Origin of the sequence: Stappia sp. (assembly GCF_048261845.1) — a bacterium.
Taxonomy (GTDB): Bacteria; Pseudomonadota; Alphaproteobacteria; order Rhizobiales; family Stappiaceae; genus Stappia.
Map to the genome: position 1 here is coordinate 1 of NZ_JBLXFR010000075.1, position 15245 is coordinate 15245.

Below are 15245 nucleotides of genomic sequence, written 5' to 3' on the forward strand. Positions count from 1 at the left end.
TAGCGGGAGACCGTCGCGGCCCCCCGGCCGGGAACGCCGGGGAACGCGACAAAAAGCGGCCGCGGACAAGCCCGCGGCCGAGTTTCGCGGTCTGGCGGAACCCGTGATGTGGGAGGGGGCCCGCCGCGCCTGCCCGGTTGGACTGCCCTCAGACCGTGCCGCCGAGCTCCGCACCCAGGTCCTGCAACTCCTTGCCGCCGGCCATCAGGTTCTGCAACTCGTCGATGGTGATCCCGCTCTTGCCGTGGGTGCCGAGCGTCTTGCCCCGGTTGAGCACGGTGAAACGGTCGCCGACCGCATAGGCGTGGCGGACATTGTGGGTGATGAAGATCACCCCGAGGCCCTTCGCCCGCACCTGGTTGATGTATTTCAGCACCATCGAGGTCTGGGCGACGCCGAGCGCCGAGGTCGGCTCGTCGAGGATCAGCACCTTGGCCCCGAAATAGACGGCGCGCGCGATGGCGACGCATTGCCGCTCACCGCCCGACAGGGTGCCGACCGCCTGTTGCGGATCGCGCACGTCGATGCCGATGCGATGCATCTCCTCGCGCGTCACGGCGTCGGCATGGGCCATGTCCATGTACTTGAACGGCCCCACCCCCTTCAGCGGCTCGCGCCCCATGAAGAAATTGCGGGTGATCGACATCAGCGGGATCATCGCAAGGTCCTGGTAGACCGTGGCGATGCCCGCATCGAGCGCATCGCGCGGGCTGGAGAAGGAGACCGGCCGGCCCTCCACCTCGAAATCGCCCGAGGTCGGCCGGTGCACGCCCGACAGCGTCTTGATCAGTGTCGACTTGCCGGCGCCGTTGTCGCCGAGCAGGCAGAGCACCTCGCCGGCATGGACCTTCATCGAGACACCGCCCAGCGCGATGACGGAGCCGAAATGCTTGACGAGGTCACGCACCTCGATGAGGGGCGGCACGGCGGAAGCGATCGCGGATGAGATGCTGCCCATGATCAGCGCTCCCCTGTCGCGCGTTTGCGGATGAAGTTGTTGAACAGCACCGCGATCAGCAGCATCCCGCCGAGGAAGACCAGGTACCAGTCCTGGTCGATGCCGGTATAGGTGAGGCCGATCAGCACCATGCCGAAGATGATCGCGCCGAAGAAGGCGCCGATCGCCGAACCGTAGCCGCCGGTCAGCAGGCAGCCGCCGATGACAGCCGCGATGATCGCCTCGAACTCCTTCTGGAAACCGCGCCGCGCATCGGTCGAACCGGCGTCGAGGACGGTGAGGATGGCGACCAGCGCGGCGCACATGGCGGTCGCCATGAACAGGATCGTCTTCACCCGCGTGACCGGCACGCCGGAATTGCGCGCGGCATTCGCATCGCCCCCGGCGGCGAAGATCCAGTTGCCGAACTTGGTGCGCAGCAGGATCCAGGTGGCAACCAGCGCAAGCGCCGCGAACCACAGGATCTCCACCGGGACCCCGGTGACCTTGGGCAGTCCGTTGCGGAACGTGTCGATATGGCCGTTGGCGGCAAGCCAGGCGAACAGTCCCTCGAACGCCTCGCCCGAGAAGAATTCCAGCACCGGACTGTCATCGGCGGCTTCCTTGACGCCGCGCAGCTGCGTCGCCCCGCCGGTCGCCCATTTCAGGCCGACCAGCGTCAACCCGCGCAGGATGAACAGGAAGGCAAGCGTCACGATGAAGGAGGGAAGCCCCGTGCGCAGCACGATCTGCCCGTTGAGCGCGCCGATGCCGCCGGCAAAGGCGAGCGTCGCGACAATGGCCACGACGAGCGGCATCTCCCAGGTGACCAGCACCACGCCGAAGGCAAGCCCGGCGAAAGCCACCATGGAGCCGACCGAAAGGTCGAACTCGCCGCCAACCATCAACAGCGCCGCCCCGATGGCGAGGATGCCGAGCTGGGCGGCAGGCGCCATGAAGTTCATCACTCCGGCCAGCGAGAACATCGCCGGATTGGCGACCAGCATGAAGAAGCCCGTCACCAGCACGAGGCCGGCGAGCGCGCCGAGCTCGGGCCGGCGCAGGAGTTTCGTCATCACGGTTGTCCGTCTCAGCCGCTCATCCGCCGCCTGGGGCGAAGAGACGACCGCCTGTTCATCGCTCATCGGGTATGACCTGTTCGGTTTTTCCGGCACGAAGCGGGCGGCGGGAAGGGATCTCCCCTCCCCGCCGGGCCTCGGTGACTAGCGGATGCCCTGTGCGGACAGCTCGACCACCTGCGCCGCCTTTTCCTGGGTGATCAGGTTCGGACCAGACGGCACGTTGCCGCCCGGCATCAGGCCGTAGCGGGCATGATTGGCCAGGAACACGACCGGCAGGTAGCCCTGCAGGTATTGCTGCTGGTCGATGCCGAAGGCGGCCTCGCCATCGGCCACGGCCTGCAGGAAATTGGCCGAAAGGTCGAAGGTCGCGACCTTCACCTGCGAGAGCATGCCGCTGTCCTTGACCGCCTGCAGGGACGGCTCGCCGGCAAGCGAGGCGCCGAGCGCCATCACCGTGTCGATATCCCCGTCGGAGGCGAGCGCCGCCTTGACCTTGGCGAGAATCTCGGCCGGGTCGTTGGTCGTCGGCAGGACGGTCACCGAACCGCCGAAGCCGTCGGAAAAGCCCTGGCAGCGCTGGTCGAGCGACACGTTGCCGACCTCGTGATTGACGCAGAGCCCCTTCTTGCCGCCCATTTCGGCGAGCGCCGCGCCCGCCTTCTTGCCGGCGTCATACTCTTCCTGGCCGACATGAAGCGCCGCGCCCAGCGAGGCGGAAACGTCGGAACCCGAATTCATCGAGATCACCGGGATGCCGGCGGCCACCGCCTTGCGGATCGAATCGCCCAGCGCATCCGCATCCGGGATCGAGACGATCAGCCCGTGCGGCTCCTGGTTGACCGCGGCATCGATCAGCTGCGACATCGCCACCATGTCGAAGGTTTCCGGCGCGCGGTAGTCGACCGCGACGCCCATGTCCTCGCCGGCCTTGGCGACGCCGTTCTTGACCACCGACCAGAACGGATCGGAAGCCTGGCCATGGCTAACCACGATAATATTGATATCTTCTGCAATTGCCGGCGCGGTGCCGGCAGTGGCGGCAAATCCGACAACGGCCGCGGCCGTGAGCAAGCGAGTGACGAACCGTTTCATGTGCTTTCCTCCCATCGTCCCCCTTACGGGGCTCCGTTCAATGATTGTGTTGCGGCCCCGAGCACGCCCCGCCGCCGGTTTCCGGACGCCGGCTCCTCCCGCACGGCATCCGGAAATTTCAGAATGATGCATTCCAAAAAACATCATATGGAATTTTTATTCCATTTTTGCTTTCGGGGTGTCAAGCTGAAATCGGCCCTCGGCGCGCCTCGGCGCACGCAGGACGCAGCGGAAGGCAAAAGGGGGACGGAACGGTGAGCGTCGGCAACGACAAGGAACAGGACGATGTCCCGGCGGCACCGCGCGACTATGACGCGCTGCGGGCGCTGCTGATCGAGCGCAAGCCCGCCATGCCGAAACGGCTGGCGCAGGTGGCGGCCTTCGCCGTCGCCCGGCCGGACGATGTCACCTTCGGCACGGTCGCCGTCATCGCCGAGCAGGCCGGCGTACAGCCCTCGACGCTGGTGCGCTTTGCCCAGTCGCTCGGCTACCAGGGGTTCTCGGAGCTTCAGGACGTGTTCCGGGCGCGGCTGCGCGAGCGCTGGCCCGACTATGACGAACGGCTGGAGGTGCTGCGCCGCCGTGCCGGCGAGACGCAAGGCGCCCATGCCCTGTTCGGCGATTTCGTCGACACGGCCGTCGCCTCGCTGCTGCGGCTGCGCAACACGCTCTCCCCCGCCACCATGGACGAGGCCGCGCGCGCCCTGGCCCGTGCCCGGGTGATCTACCTGATCGGCCAGCGGCGGGCCTTCCCGGTCAGCGCCTACATGGCCTATGCGCTGTCGAAGCTCGGCATGGCGGCTGTGCTGGTCGACAATCTCGCCTCGCTCGGCCCCGAGCAGGCGCTCGCCGCCACCCCGGACGATCTCGTCGTTGCGATCAGCTTCACGCCCTACACCGCCCTGACCGTCGAAGTCGCCAACGCGGCGGCGGAACGCGGCGTTCCGGTCCTGGCGGTGACGGATTCGCCGTTCTCGCCGCTGATCCAGCCGGCGCGCACGGTGATCGAGGTCGCGGAAGCCGATCTCGGCGCCTTCCGCTCGCTCTCCGGCACGCTCTGCCTTGCCATGGCGCTGTGTGTCGCGGCGGCCGAGATCCGCCGCAAGGACGCCGGCGACACGGCCGGTTGAGGAAAAGGCGGGGACCCGTCCCCGGCAGGCTTCAGCCCGGCGGTGGCATGCTGGCCGGGCTGCGGTCGAACTTCGAGGCAAGCACGATGGAGGACTGCGAGCGGCGCACGCCCGGCACGACGGCGATCTCGTCAAGCGCCTCGTCGAGGTCCTCGAGTTGCGGCGCCTCGACAACGAGGAAAATGTCGAACTCGCCGGCAATCGTCAGGCAGGTGCGTATCTCGGGAAAGGTCGCAAGCCGCTTCAGCGTCTCGCGCACCTGCTGCTGCTCCACCGCCAGCATGACCAGCGCGCGCACCACGCTGCCCGTGGCCGGCCGCGCCAGCACGGCGGTGTAGCCGGCGATCGCGCCCGAACGCTCAAGCCTGGCAATGCGCTCATGCACGGTGGAGCGCGCCACGCCCAGACGCCGGGCAAGATCCGAGGTCGGCATGCGGGCGTTCATCTGCAGGAGTGCGATCAGCTTGCGGTCGAGCGCATCGCGGGGCGTGGTCATGGCCATCCGTTTGTTGGGGCAGGGCCCTGGGACGTGGACTCATAATCGTGTCGGAAACGGCGTCCGGTCCGTCGATCTGCCGGTTATAGCGACACATTGCCGGATGCGCGAGAGCGGGAAACATCGCAGTATCGCGCGGCGTCTGTCCCCGGCGTCCACAGCCCGGGCACCCGCCCTGCCTCCGTCCGGCAACCTTCTTGCGAGAACCCCTTTGCCGCGCGGGCGCGCATCGCCTAAGTATGGGGTTCGAGACAGGGCCGCACGCGGCCGATTCCGTCTTCACAAGGAGCAGATCTTGCACATGACAAACAAGACGACCGATGTGCCGAGCCGCCTCGACGACGAGGACGACGACAAGACCAAGACGCCGCCGTCCATCCAGGTCGACAAGCATCTGTTCGACGCGCGCACGGTGTTGATCACCGGGCCGATCACCCAGGAGCTTGCCCGCGACGTCAGCGCCCGGCTGATGGCCATGGCGCAGGTCTCGCACGACCCGATCACCGTGATCGTCTCCTCTCCCGGCGGCCACGTCGAATCCGGCGACATGATCCACGACACGATCAAGTTCATCGCCCCGGAAGTCCGCATTCTCGGCATGGGCTGGGTGGCGAGCGCCGGTGCCCTGATCTACATCTCGGTGCCCAGGGAGCGCCGTTACTGCACCCCGAACACCCGCTTCCTGCTGCATCAACCGTCCGGCGGTGCCGGCGGCCAGGCCAGCGACATCGAGATCCAGGCACGCGAGATCCTGAAGATGCGCGACCGCCTCAACAATCTCTTCGCCGCCGCCACGGGCCAGCCGATGGAGCGGATCGAGAAGGATACCGACCGCGACTACTGGATGGGCCCGGACGAGGCGATCGAGTACGGCCTGGTCGGGAAGATCGCGACGACGGTCGCCGATCTCGACTGAACCCCTGCCGGCCCGCCCGCCATGTGAGGCGGACCGCGGGCCAACAGCACGCTGGCGATGGCCCGGTCGGTGCCCGCTCCCCCTTCAAGGCGGGCGCAGGCGCCGGCCGGGCCTTTTCTTTACGCTGCGTCATCGCGCCCGCCATCAATCTCAAGGGAAGGACCTCCCCCATGAAACACCTGATCGTCGGCGGCATCGAGATGCCTGCCCTCGGACTTGGCACCTGGCCGCTGTCCGGCGAAATCTGCCGCGACGTGGTGCGGGCCGCCCTTGAAAGCGGCTGGAGCCATGTCGACACCGCCGCCATGTATGCCAACGAGAAGGATGTCGGCGCCGGCCTGCGTGCCGCCGGCCAGTCGCGCGACAGCTATTTCCTGACCACCAAGGTCTGGCACGACAGCCTCGATCCGGACAGGATGCTGAAGTCCTGCGAGCACAGCCTCGACCGGCTCGGGCTGGACCATGTCGACCTCTTCCTGATCCACTGGCCCAACCCGCGCGTGCCGCTGAAGGAACAGATCGAAGCCCTTGTGGAACTGCGCGAGCGCGGCTGGACCCGGGCGATCGGCGTCTCCAACTTCACCGCCTCCATGGTGCGCGAGGCACAGGACCTTGCCGGCGGGCGCCTCGCCGTGAACCAGGTCGAGTATCACCCGTTCCTGTCGCAGAAGACCGTTCGCGCGGCGCTCGAGGACGCCGGCATGGCGCTCACCGCCTATTCGCCGATGGCCAAGGGGCGCGTCACCGAACCCCAGCTCCTGCGCGACATCGGCAAGCGCCACGGCAAGAGCGAAGTGCAGGTCGCCCTGCGCTGGCTGGTGCAGCAGGACAATGTCGCCGCGATCCCCAAGACCGCCAACCCGGGCCGGCTCGCCGAGAATGCCTCGATCTTCGATTTCGAGCTGACCGACGACGAAATGGCGAAGATCGGCGGCCTTGCCCGACCGGACGGCCGCGGCATCAACCCGGACTTCGCCCCCGACTGGGACCGGGACTGATCTGCTTCAAGAAGGCGGCGGCCGTCTTCCGCCGCCATCACCTTGCCGCGAAGGCGCGGCAGACTTTGCGTCCTGCGGCGCGGGACGCGGCAGGACGACAGCCAAGGAGATCCGATCATGCAGGCCAGGACGATGCGCAAGCGTGACCACAATGACAGCCCCGGACGACGTCGCGCAGGCATCCGGCTGATCGCCGTCGCACTGGCCGGCCTTGCCCTCACCGCAAGCCTGCCGCGACAGGCAGAGGCCCAGCGCCCGGACCTGCGCCGCATGAGCTGCGCCCAGGCGCAGTCGCTGGTGGCGCGGCACGGCGCCGTGGTGATGACCACCGGTCGCCACACCTATCAGCGCTTCGTCGCCGGTCCGCAGTTCTGCGATCACTGGGAGGTGGTGCGCCCGGCAGTGCAGCAGACGCGCGACGCTCCGCGCTGCCTTGTCGGCTATATCTGCGAGACGCCGCTGTTCAGCCCCTTCAGTCGCGACTGATCGCCGGAAACGCCGGCCCCGACCGGGACCGGCTCCCGCAGGCTCGCCAGATAGTCCTGGAACCGCCGGCCGCTTTCATGGCGAAAGCGCGCGCCGGTCACCGCCGCGTCCGCGATGCGGTCGAGACGGAAATTGCGAAACCCGGCCCGGTTCTCGCACCAGGCGGTGAGCAGCCAGACCTCGTCGAACAGCGTCAGGCCGAGCGGTCGAACCTGGCGGGCGCTGCCCCGCCCCTCCAGATCCACATAGTCGAGACCGACAAGACGCCGCTCCCGGATGGCCGCGCGCAGCAGCGGCAGCCACCTGTTGGCGATCTCCTCCCCCTCCTTGCGCCGTGAGACCGCACGCAGCGGCAGGTGCTGGAACAGGTTGCCGGCATCGCCGGCGGCCGTTGCCCCGATCTTGCCCGACGCCCGTTCGGCAGCCGCCCGCAAGACGCCGTCACCGCGCGCCCTGACCAGACGCAGGCCGAGCATGACGGCCTCCAGTTCATCCGCATCGAACCGCAGCGGCGGCAGGAAGTACCCCCGTTCAAGCTGATAGCCGAGCCCGGCCTCGCCGCGCACCGGCGCACCCATCGCCTGCAGCGTTGCCATGTCGCGGTAGATCGTGCGGGGCGAGACGTCGAGCGCGCGCGCCAGCGCCTCGGCGGAAACCGGCGAGGCGGCGCTGCGCAGGTGGTCGAGAAGTGCAAAAAGCCGGAAGACCTTCATGACGTGACCCTAGACCACACCCCTGACAGGAGGTGTCAGCATGGGCGCTTTAGATGGCGGCTCCTGCAACCAAGGAGAAACTCATGAACGGATCATGCATGGAAGTCGTCACCTATCGCGTCTCCAACCCCGAAACAGCGGACGTCCAGCGGCGCGCCGCCCGCGATCGCGCCAGGAACCTTGCCGGATTTGCCGGCTGGGTGCCGCTCAGCGGAGCGCAGGACAGAACGGAGCGCGTCGACATCGTCACCTGGGCAAGTCTCGAGGACGCCCGCAACGCGGCGGCCATTGTCGGAGAGTCTCCGGATTTCGCCGCGTTTCGGGACAGCATCAGCCAACTCGTCAGCATGGCGCATTTCATCGCTGAAACCCGGCCTCCGGTCTCCATGGCCGAGGGCGAGGGTCTGGAAATCGGCCGTTTCCGTCTCAAACCCGGAGTGGGCGAAGAGGAGATGCGCAAGGCGCATGAGCGCATGGTCGCGCAACACCTTTCCCGACAGCAGGGCTGGTACGGCCAGCGTCTCGTCAGGCTCCAGGACGGCAGCTTCCTCGACCTCGCCTTCGCCAACAGCCGGGACAGCGCCATCCGGATCTGCAACAGCTGGCAGGGCAATCCCGACTGCGCTGCCTTTCTCGCCCTGATCGAGCCGGCTGCCGTGGAGTTCGGCGACGTGCTCTAGGACAACCCTGCCGCGCGGCCACGATCTCGAACCAGGGGACGGCTTCCGCCGCGAAGCCGCCCTCTTTCGCTCCGCGCAAGCCGCCCCCGGGCAGTCGCCTCCAACGATCCGGCACCTTCGTAGTTCGCCACATTTGACGCGGACCGCCAACCCGTTAAGCTCGGATTTGAAAGATCAGGTTGTTGATGCCCCGCGCAAGGTGAAAACCTGGACAGGCACTGGCGCAATTTCGGACTTGGAAGGAGAGACCGGCACTTGCAAACATGACCCATGCAGACGAACGGCATGGTGACAACCGCGTCACCGGTCCGGCTCAACCGCTCCGGCAGGCGTGCAACCTTGCGGAACCGGTTTCAGCGGCTTGAAAAGCGGCGGAAGACAACAAGAGCAACGAGGGGATCGAGGCAGCATGGGGGAGAACGGGTTTTTCAACGAGATGCTGACCGCCGAGGGCAAACCGCGCACGCCCTACCGGCGCCTTGCCGAGTGGTTCGGCAGCATGTCGCCCGCCGAGATGCGCAAGAAGTCCCGCGAGGCGGAGACGATCTTCCGCAGGCTGGGCATCACCTTCGCCGTCTACGGCACGTCGGCGGCGACCGAACGGCTGATCCCCTTCGACATCGTCCCGCGGGTGATATCGGCCGCCGAATGGCGCCTCCTCTCCGCCGGCATCGACCAGCGTGTGCGCGCCCTCAACGCCTTCCTGCATGACATCTACCACCGTCAGGAGATCATCCGCGCCGGCCGCATCCCCGCCGAACTGATCGTCCAGAACGAGGCCTTCCTCCCCGAGATGATCGGCTTCGCTCCGGCGCGCCGGGTCTATGCCCATATTATAGGCACCGACCTGGTTCGGGTCGGCGAGGACGACTTCTACGTACTGGAGGACAACACCCGCACCCCGTCCGGCGTGTCCTACATGCTGGAGAACCGGGAAACGATGATGCGGATGTTCCCCGAGCTGTTCCAGCAGAACCGGGTGGCGCCGATCGACCAGTACCCCGACCTGCTTTACGAAACGCTGGAGAGCGTCGCCCCGAACAACTGCGACGGCGACCCGACGATCTGCGTGCTGACGCCCGGCATCTTCAACTCCGCCTATTTCGAGCACGCGTTCCTCGCCGACAGCATGGGCGTCGAACTGTGCGAGGCGCGGGACCTTTATGTCGAGGACGGCAAGGTGTGGATGCGCACCACCCGCTCGCCGCAGCAGGTGCATGTGATCTACCGGCGCATCGACGACGCCTTCCTCGATCCCCTCACCTTCCGCCCCGACAGCATGCTCGGCGTGCCGGGCCTGTTCGACGCCTACCGGGCCGGCAACGTGACGATCTGCAACGCGCCGGGCACGGGCATCGCCGACGACAAGGCGATCTACGCCTATGTTCCGGACATCATCGAGTTCTACACCGGCCAGAAGCCGATCCTGAAGAACGTGCCGACCTGGAACTGCTCGCGCGCCGACGATCTTGCCTATGTGCTCGACAAGCTGCCGGAACTGGTGGTCAAGGAAGTGCACGGCTCGGGCGGTTACGGCATGCTGATCGGCCCGACCGCCTCCAAGCGCGAGATCGCCGAATTCGCCAAGCGCCTGAAGGCCAACCCCGCCAATTATATCGCCCAGCCGACCCTGTCGCTCTCGGCCTGCCCCACCCATGTCGCCTCGGGACTGGCCCCGCGCCATGTCGACCTCAGGCCCTATGTGCTGGTCGGCGACAAGGTGCGCATCACGCCCGGCGGGCTGACCCGCGTGGCACTGAAGAAAGGCTCCCTGGTGGTCAATTCCAGCCAGGGCGGCGGCACCAAGGACACCTGGGTTCTGGAGGACTGACACGACATGCTCGGCCGTACCGCCGCTTCCCTGTTCTGGACCTCGCGCTACAACGAGCGCGCAGAAAACATGGCCCGCCTGCTGGAGGTCGGCTATCGCATCGCCATGACACCGCGCCTTGGCCAGGATACCGCCGACGACTGGCGCTCGACCCTGACCAGCGCCGGCTGCGACGCCACCTTCTTCGACAAGCATGACGAGCCGACCAAACGCGCCGTCGTCTCGCACATGCTGTTCGACGCCGACAATCCGTCCTCGGTGCGCTCCTGCATCGAGGCGGCGCGCAACAATGCCCGTTCGGTCAGGACCGCAATCACCGGCGAGATGTGGGAAAGCCTGAACACGACCTATATCGATTTCATGGAGGTGCGCCCGCAGCACATGACCGACGACAAGCTGCCGGGCTTCCTCTCATGGATCAAGCAGCGCTCGATGCTGTTTCGCGGCGCCATGCTCGGCACATTGATGCGCAACGAGGGCTACCACTTCTCGCAATTCGGCTGCTTCATCGAGCGCGCCGACAACACCGCCCGCATCCTCGACGTGAAATACTGGATCCTGCTGCCCGACAATGAAGTGGTGGGCGGCGATCTCGACCGCTACCAGTGGTCGACGATCCTGCGATCCGTCTCGGCGCATCGCAGCTATCGCCATGCCTACAGGGACGCGCAGGTGCGCCCGTTCAACGTCGCAGAGTTCCTGATCCTGCGGAAGGAAATGCCGCGCTCGCTGGCCTATTGCTACGACTGGATCACCGAAAGCCTTGGCGCACTGACAGAGCGCTACGGCGAAAGGCCGATGAGCTACGACATGGCGTGTGGCACGCACGAGCTTCTCGAGGCCGGCACCATGCACCAGATCTTCGTCAACGGGCTGCATGAGTTCCTGTCCGACATGATTGCCCGCAACAACGCGTTTGGCGCGCAGCTCGCCGCCGACTACCACTTCGCCTGAACCCGCCTAGGGCGACAAGGCCCCGCCAACACGGGACACAGCAGCAAGAACCCGGGCACCAGCCGGCAAAGCCGGACGGACACACCGAGGGAGACCGAAGCGCAATGCGCCTGAACGTCAAGCATGTCACGCGATACCGCTACGACCATCCGCTTGCGCATATGGTTCAGCAGCTCCGCCTGACGCCGCCGGCAAGCCCGGGGCAGAAAATCCTGTCCTGGCGGATCGACGTGCCGGGCTACGAGACTTCGGCCCACTACACCGACGCCTTCGGCAACAGGGTCGATGTGATCAGTCACCGCGACCCGGCAAGCGAACTGGCCGTGAGTGTCGAAGGCCTGGTGGAGACCCAGGACCGGTCCGGCGTCGTCGGCGCGACACCCGGCCCTCCCGATGTCGTGTTCCTGCGTTTCACGCCGTTGACGAAGGCCAATCCGGCGATCCGCCGACTGGGCGCACTGGCCGAGCGCAGCGACGACGAGGCCGTTTCCGGCTTTCACGACCTGATGCACGCGATCCGTGACAAGGTCGCCTACCGGACCGGCGTGACCGAGGTCCACACCCCCGCCATCGACGCACTGAATGCCGGGGAAGGCGTGTGCCAGGACCATGCCCACATCTTCATCGCGGCGGCCCGTTCGGCGGGGTTCCCGGCGCGCTATGTCTCCGGCTACATGTTGCTGGAAGACGCGCAGGACTCGGAGGCCCATCACGCATGGGCCGAGGTCCTGCTGCCGACGCTTGGCTGGGTCGGCTTCGACGTGTCCAACGGGATCTGCCCCACCGACCGCTATATCCGGCTGACCACCGGCCTCGATTCACGTTCGGCGGCACCGATACGCGGTATTCGCATAGGCGGGTCCGGTGAGAACATGAATGTCGAGGTGGCGGTTTTCCGGGAATCGCAGCAAAGTCAGCAATGATTGGCGTTGCCGGCGGGCAGCCGAACCTGTCAAATCACATCGATTCGGCACTGACCCGAAGCGTCGGGGACGGGTCGGGCAGAATTGCCCCCTCCCCGTTTGGAGACTGACTTCTCATGACCTATTGCGTCGGTCTGAAGCTTGAGCGTGGCCTCGTGATGGCCGCCGACACGCGCACCAATGCCGGCCTCGACAACGTTGCTACCTTCAAGAAACTGCATGTCTGGGAAAAGCCTGGCGACCGTGTCCTTTGCCTTGCGTCCGCCGGCAATCTTGCCGTGACACAGTCGGTGGTCAGCCTGCTGTCCGAACGGCTGACAAGCCACGCGCCCGGCGGCCCGACCCTGTTCGGCGTGGACACCATGTTCCAGGCAGCCCGCCTCGTCGGCAGCGCGGTGCGCGAGGTGCGCGCCATCGACGGCGACGCGCTTGCCGCCAACTCCGAAAGCTTCAGCGTCACCATGCTGCTTGGAGGCCAGATCAAAGGGGAGGCACCCCGCCTGTTCCAGATCTACTCGGCCGGCAATTTCATCGAGGCCTCGGCCGACACGCCGTTCCTGCAGATCGGCGAGCACAAATACGGAAAGCCGATTCTCGACCGGGTGACACAGGCGGACATGCGCCTTGGCCAGGCCGCGAAGCTGGTGCTGCTGTCGTTCAACTCGACGCTGCGTTCCAACCTGTCGGTCGGCATGCCCATCGACATGCTGCTCTACAACACCGACAGCTTCTCCGCGCACCGGCAGACACGCATTTCCGAAGACGACCGCTATTTCGCGGACCTGTCGCGCATGTGGTCGGAAAAGCTGCGCGACGCAGTTGCCGAGATCCCCGACTTCGAGATCTGAAAGCCTCCCTCATCCCTCGACGATGCGGCCGTCCTCCATCCGCACGATGCGGTCGGCAAGATCGAGGATGCGGTTGTCATGGGTAACCATCAGCGTCGTCGTGCCGCGCTCGCGGCCGAGCTGGCGCAGCATCTCCACGACGGCAAATCCGCTCTCCTTGTCGAGCGCCGCCGTCGGCTCGTCGGCAAGCACCACCGGCGGGTTGCCGACCAGCGCCCGGGCGACGGCAACACGCTGCTTCTGCCCGCCCGACAGGTTGCCGGGCAGATAGTCGACCCTCTCCGACAGGCCGACGAGATCCAGCACATGGCGCGCCGCCTCCCGCCAGTCGCCCGCGACCCGCGCGCCATGCACGTCCAGCCCCATGCGCACGTTCTGCAGCGCCGTCAGGCTCTCATGCAGGTTGTGCGCCTGGAAGATGAAGCCGAGATCGCGCCGGCACTGGACGAGTTCGGCCTCCGACGCGCCATTGAGCTCGTGCCCGAGCAGGTTGATCGAACCCGCCTCCACCCGGCGCAGGCAACCGATCAGCGTCAGCAAGGTGGTCTTGCCCGATCCCGACGCCCCCATCAGCACGACGAGCGCGCCGCGCCTGATTTCCAGATCGATGTCGAAGAGCACCTGCTTGCGCGCCTCGCCCTCGCCGAACCAGTGGCCCAGACCGGCAACGCGAATGGCGATATCGGGATCCTGGTCCATGATCAAAAGAGCTCGGCCGGATTGGCGCGTGCCAGGCGGCGCGTGGCGACGGCCCCGGACACCGCGCACATCACAAGCGTTCCAAGGAAGACGAAGACCGGTCGTCCGGCCGGCATGAAGATCGGCAGGCCGGTCCCGGCGGCAACCGCCGCGTAGAGGCCGAGCGCCAGCAGGACACCGGGCACGAAACCGAACAGGGCCAGGATGAACGCCTCCTCGAAGACGATGCCGAGAAAGAAACGCTGCGGATAGCCCATCGCCTTGAAGGTCGCATATTCGCGGATGTGGTCGGCAACGTCGGTGGAGAGCACCTGGTAGACGATGATCACGCCGACCAGGACGCCGATGACGACGCCGAAACCGAAGACGACGCCGACCGGCTTTTGCGTCGTCTGGAAGCGTTGGTCGCGGGCTGCCGCCTCCTCGATCGGCCAGACCGCGCTGTCGGAAGCGGGAAGGCTGGCCCTGAGGTCCGCGATAACGGCCTCCCGCCCGGCCCCCGGCGCAAGCCGCACGAGCACAAAATTCGGCGCGCCGGGAAGCCGCGCGGGAAACAGGCGCAGGAAGGTCTGGTCGGAAACGACGAGATAGCCGTCGGCGGAAAACCCGCCGCCGATGGCGAAGGTGCCGGTGACCGTCAGTTCGCGTCCCTTCGTCTCGAAACGATAGGGCTTGCCCGCCTCGATGTCGTCGAAAAGTCCCGGCGGCGCGTTGCGGGTCTTGCGGTCGATCAAGGCCACGTCCGGCAGCATCAGGGCCGCGCTCGCCCTGGCCAGCGCCGGCTCGCCGAAGGCCCCGCCCTGCGGATCGACGCCGAAGACATCCATTGTACGGATGGTGCCGTCCGGCTGCTTCCAGTCGATGCGGCCGTAGTAGAGACTGGTCGCCGAGGCGACGCCGTCGACGGCGAGCGCCTGATAGAGCCGGTTGCGCGGCAGGGGCGAACCGTCGAACAGGGTGTTGGCATCCGAGGCCGAAACCAGAATGTCGGCGTTGAGGATTGTGTAGGGCAGACGGATGCTCTCGATCAGCGCCCCGAGAAAGCCGAGCTGCATGAAGATCAGAACGTTGGCGAAGGCGACACCCGAGAGCGCCGCCGCCAGCCGCCCCCTGTTGTGGACGAGCTGCAGCCAGCCGATCGGCAAGCGGCCAAGCAGCCGGGTCAGCAGCGCTGTCATCGCGTCCCGCTCCCCGTCCTCTTGTCCGCCGCGTCATCCGGCTCGCGACCCGTTTCGCCGGCGGGTCGGTTCCCCGTCACGATCCTTGCGGTGACCTGCAGGTTGGTCAGCCGGCGCACGCGGGAAACGGCTTGCGGGTCGATAGCCACACGGACCTTCACCACGCGCGCATCGGTGCGCGCGGCAGGGTCCGCGCCGGTCGCGGTCTGCCGGCCGACATCCCAGCCGATCCGCTCGACCCTGCCCGGGATCGTGCCCCGGAAGGCTTCCGCCGTCATCTCA

The 15245-nt window shown here is 66.7% G+C and carries 16 protein-coding genes and 1 pseudogene; 9 read left to right on the forward strand and 8 right to left on the reverse strand.

Going from position 1 to position 15245, the window contains the following annotated elements:
* Positions 1-148: 148 nt before the first annotated feature.
* The 3 genes from ACN0T5_RS19275 to ACN0T5_RS19285 form a co-directional block, all read right to left on the reverse strand.
* Positions 149-958 carry an ATP-binding cassette domain-containing protein gene (locus ACN0T5_RS19275; RefSeq protein ID WP_417770240.1) on the reverse strand — a complete coding sequence of 270 codons (810 nt, stop codon included), beginning with the start codon at positions 956-958 and terminating at the stop codon, positions 149-151.
* A gap of 2 nt (positions 959-960) precedes the next feature.
* Positions 961-2082: an ABC transporter permease gene (locus ACN0T5_RS19280; RefSeq protein WP_417770241.1), complete on the reverse strand. Its 1122-nt coding sequence runs from the start codon at positions 2080-2082 to the stop codon at positions 961-963.
* Between the two features lie 78 nt (positions 2083-2160).
* Entirely contained in the window at positions 2161-3111 is a 951-nt protein-coding gene (locus ACN0T5_RS19285) for a sugar ABC transporter substrate-binding protein (protein WP_417770242.1), read from the reverse strand.
* 254 nt (positions 3112-3365) lie between these two features.
* Between ACN0T5_RS19285 and ACN0T5_RS19290 the strand changes: the two genes are divergently transcribed.
* Complete coding sequence (locus ACN0T5_RS19290) at positions 3366-4241, forward strand: MurR/RpiR family transcriptional regulator (protein WP_417770243.1); 876 nt, start codon at positions 3366-3368, stop codon at positions 4239-4241.
* A gap of 31 nt (positions 4242-4272) precedes the next feature.
* Here ACN0T5_RS19290 and ACN0T5_RS19295 read toward each other — a convergent pair whose 3' ends face one another.
* Positions 4273-4737, reverse strand: coding sequence for an Lrp/AsnC family transcriptional regulator (locus ACN0T5_RS19295; RefSeq protein WP_417770244.1), 465 nt, complete (start codon positions 4735-4737; stop codon positions 4273-4275).
* A 301-nt stretch (positions 4738-5038) separates the two neighbouring features.
* On the opposite strand from ACN0T5_RS19295, the gene ACN0T5_RS19300 reads away from it, so the two are divergent.
* From ACN0T5_RS19300 to ACN0T5_RS19310, 3 genes are all read left to right on the forward strand, one after another.
* A complete protein-coding gene (locus ACN0T5_RS19300) occupies positions 5039-5653 on the forward strand; it encodes an ATP-dependent Clp protease proteolytic subunit (protein WP_417770245.1) in 615 nt (204 codons plus the stop codon).
* Between the two features lie 170 nt (positions 5654-5823).
* The gene (locus tag ACN0T5_RS19305; RefSeq protein ID WP_417770246.1) at positions 5824-6651 is read left to right on the forward strand and encodes an aldo/keto reductase; all 828 of its coding nucleotides are present in this window, start codon (positions 5824-5826) and stop codon (positions 6649-6651) included.
* 117 nt (positions 6652-6768) lie between these two features.
* Complete coding sequence (locus ACN0T5_RS19310) at positions 6769-7137, forward strand: hypothetical protein (RefSeq protein ID WP_417770247.1); 369 nt, start codon at positions 6769-6771, stop codon at positions 7135-7137.
* Here ACN0T5_RS19310 and ACN0T5_RS19315 read toward each other — a convergent pair.
* The gene (locus ACN0T5_RS19315) at positions 7092-7850 is read right to left on the reverse strand and encodes a helix-turn-helix transcriptional regulator (protein WP_417770248.1); all 759 of its coding nucleotides are present in this window, start codon (positions 7848-7850) and stop codon (positions 7092-7094) included. The genes ACN0T5_RS19310 and ACN0T5_RS19315 overlap by 46 nt on opposite strands.
* Before the next feature lie 83 nt (positions 7851-7933).
* Between ACN0T5_RS19315 and ACN0T5_RS19320 the strand changes: the two genes are divergently transcribed.
* The 5 genes from ACN0T5_RS19320 to ACN0T5_RS19340 all read left to right on the forward strand — a co-directional run bounded on the left by ACN0T5_RS19320 (position 7934) and on the right by ACN0T5_RS19340 (position 13086).
* A complete protein-coding gene (locus tag ACN0T5_RS19320) occupies positions 7934-8530 on the forward strand; it encodes a hypothetical protein (protein WP_417770249.1) in 597 nt (198 codons plus the stop codon).
* A 409-nt stretch (positions 8531-8939) separates the two neighbouring features.
* On the forward strand, positions 8940-10361 hold the full coding sequence (locus tag ACN0T5_RS19325) for a circularly permuted type 2 ATP-grasp protein (protein WP_417770250.1): 1422 nt from the start codon (positions 8940-8942) through the stop codon (positions 10359-10361).
* A gap of 6 nt (positions 10362-10367) precedes the next feature.
* Positions 10368-11315 (forward strand): alpha-E domain-containing protein, encoded by a 948-nt coding sequence (locus ACN0T5_RS19330; protein ID WP_417770251.1) that lies wholly within the window; start codon positions 10368-10370, stop codon positions 11313-11315.
* 104 nt (positions 11316-11419) lie between these two features.
* A complete protein-coding gene (locus ACN0T5_RS19335; protein WP_417770252.1) occupies positions 11420-12238 on the forward strand; it encodes a transglutaminase family protein in 819 nt (272 codons plus the stop codon).
* A gap of 116 nt (positions 12239-12354) precedes the next feature.
* Complete coding sequence (locus tag ACN0T5_RS19340; RefSeq protein ID WP_417770253.1) at positions 12355-13086, forward strand: peptidase; 732 nt, start codon at positions 12355-12357, stop codon at positions 13084-13086.
* Between the two features lie 9 nt (positions 13087-13095).
* Here the strand turns inward: ACN0T5_RS19340 and ACN0T5_RS19345 are convergent, their stop codons facing one another.
* The 3 genes and pseudogenes from ACN0T5_RS19345 to ACN0T5_RS19355 all read right to left on the reverse strand — a co-directional run.
* On the reverse strand, positions 13096-13785 hold the full coding sequence (locus tag ACN0T5_RS19345; RefSeq protein ID WP_417770254.1) for an ATP-binding cassette domain-containing protein: 690 nt from the start codon (positions 13783-13785) through the stop codon (positions 13096-13098).
* Between the two features lie 2 nt (positions 13786-13787).
* Positions 13788-14963 carry an ABC transporter permease DevC gene (devC, locus tag ACN0T5_RS19350; protein ID WP_417770255.1) on the reverse strand — a complete coding sequence of 392 codons (1176 nt, stop codon included), beginning with the start codon at positions 14961-14963 and terminating at the stop codon, positions 13788-13790.
* Positions 14960-15245: pseudogene (locus ACN0T5_RS19355) on the reverse strand (hypothetical protein); the annotation flags it as partial. The pseudogene ACN0T5_RS19355 and the gene devC, both read right to left, overlap by 4 nt.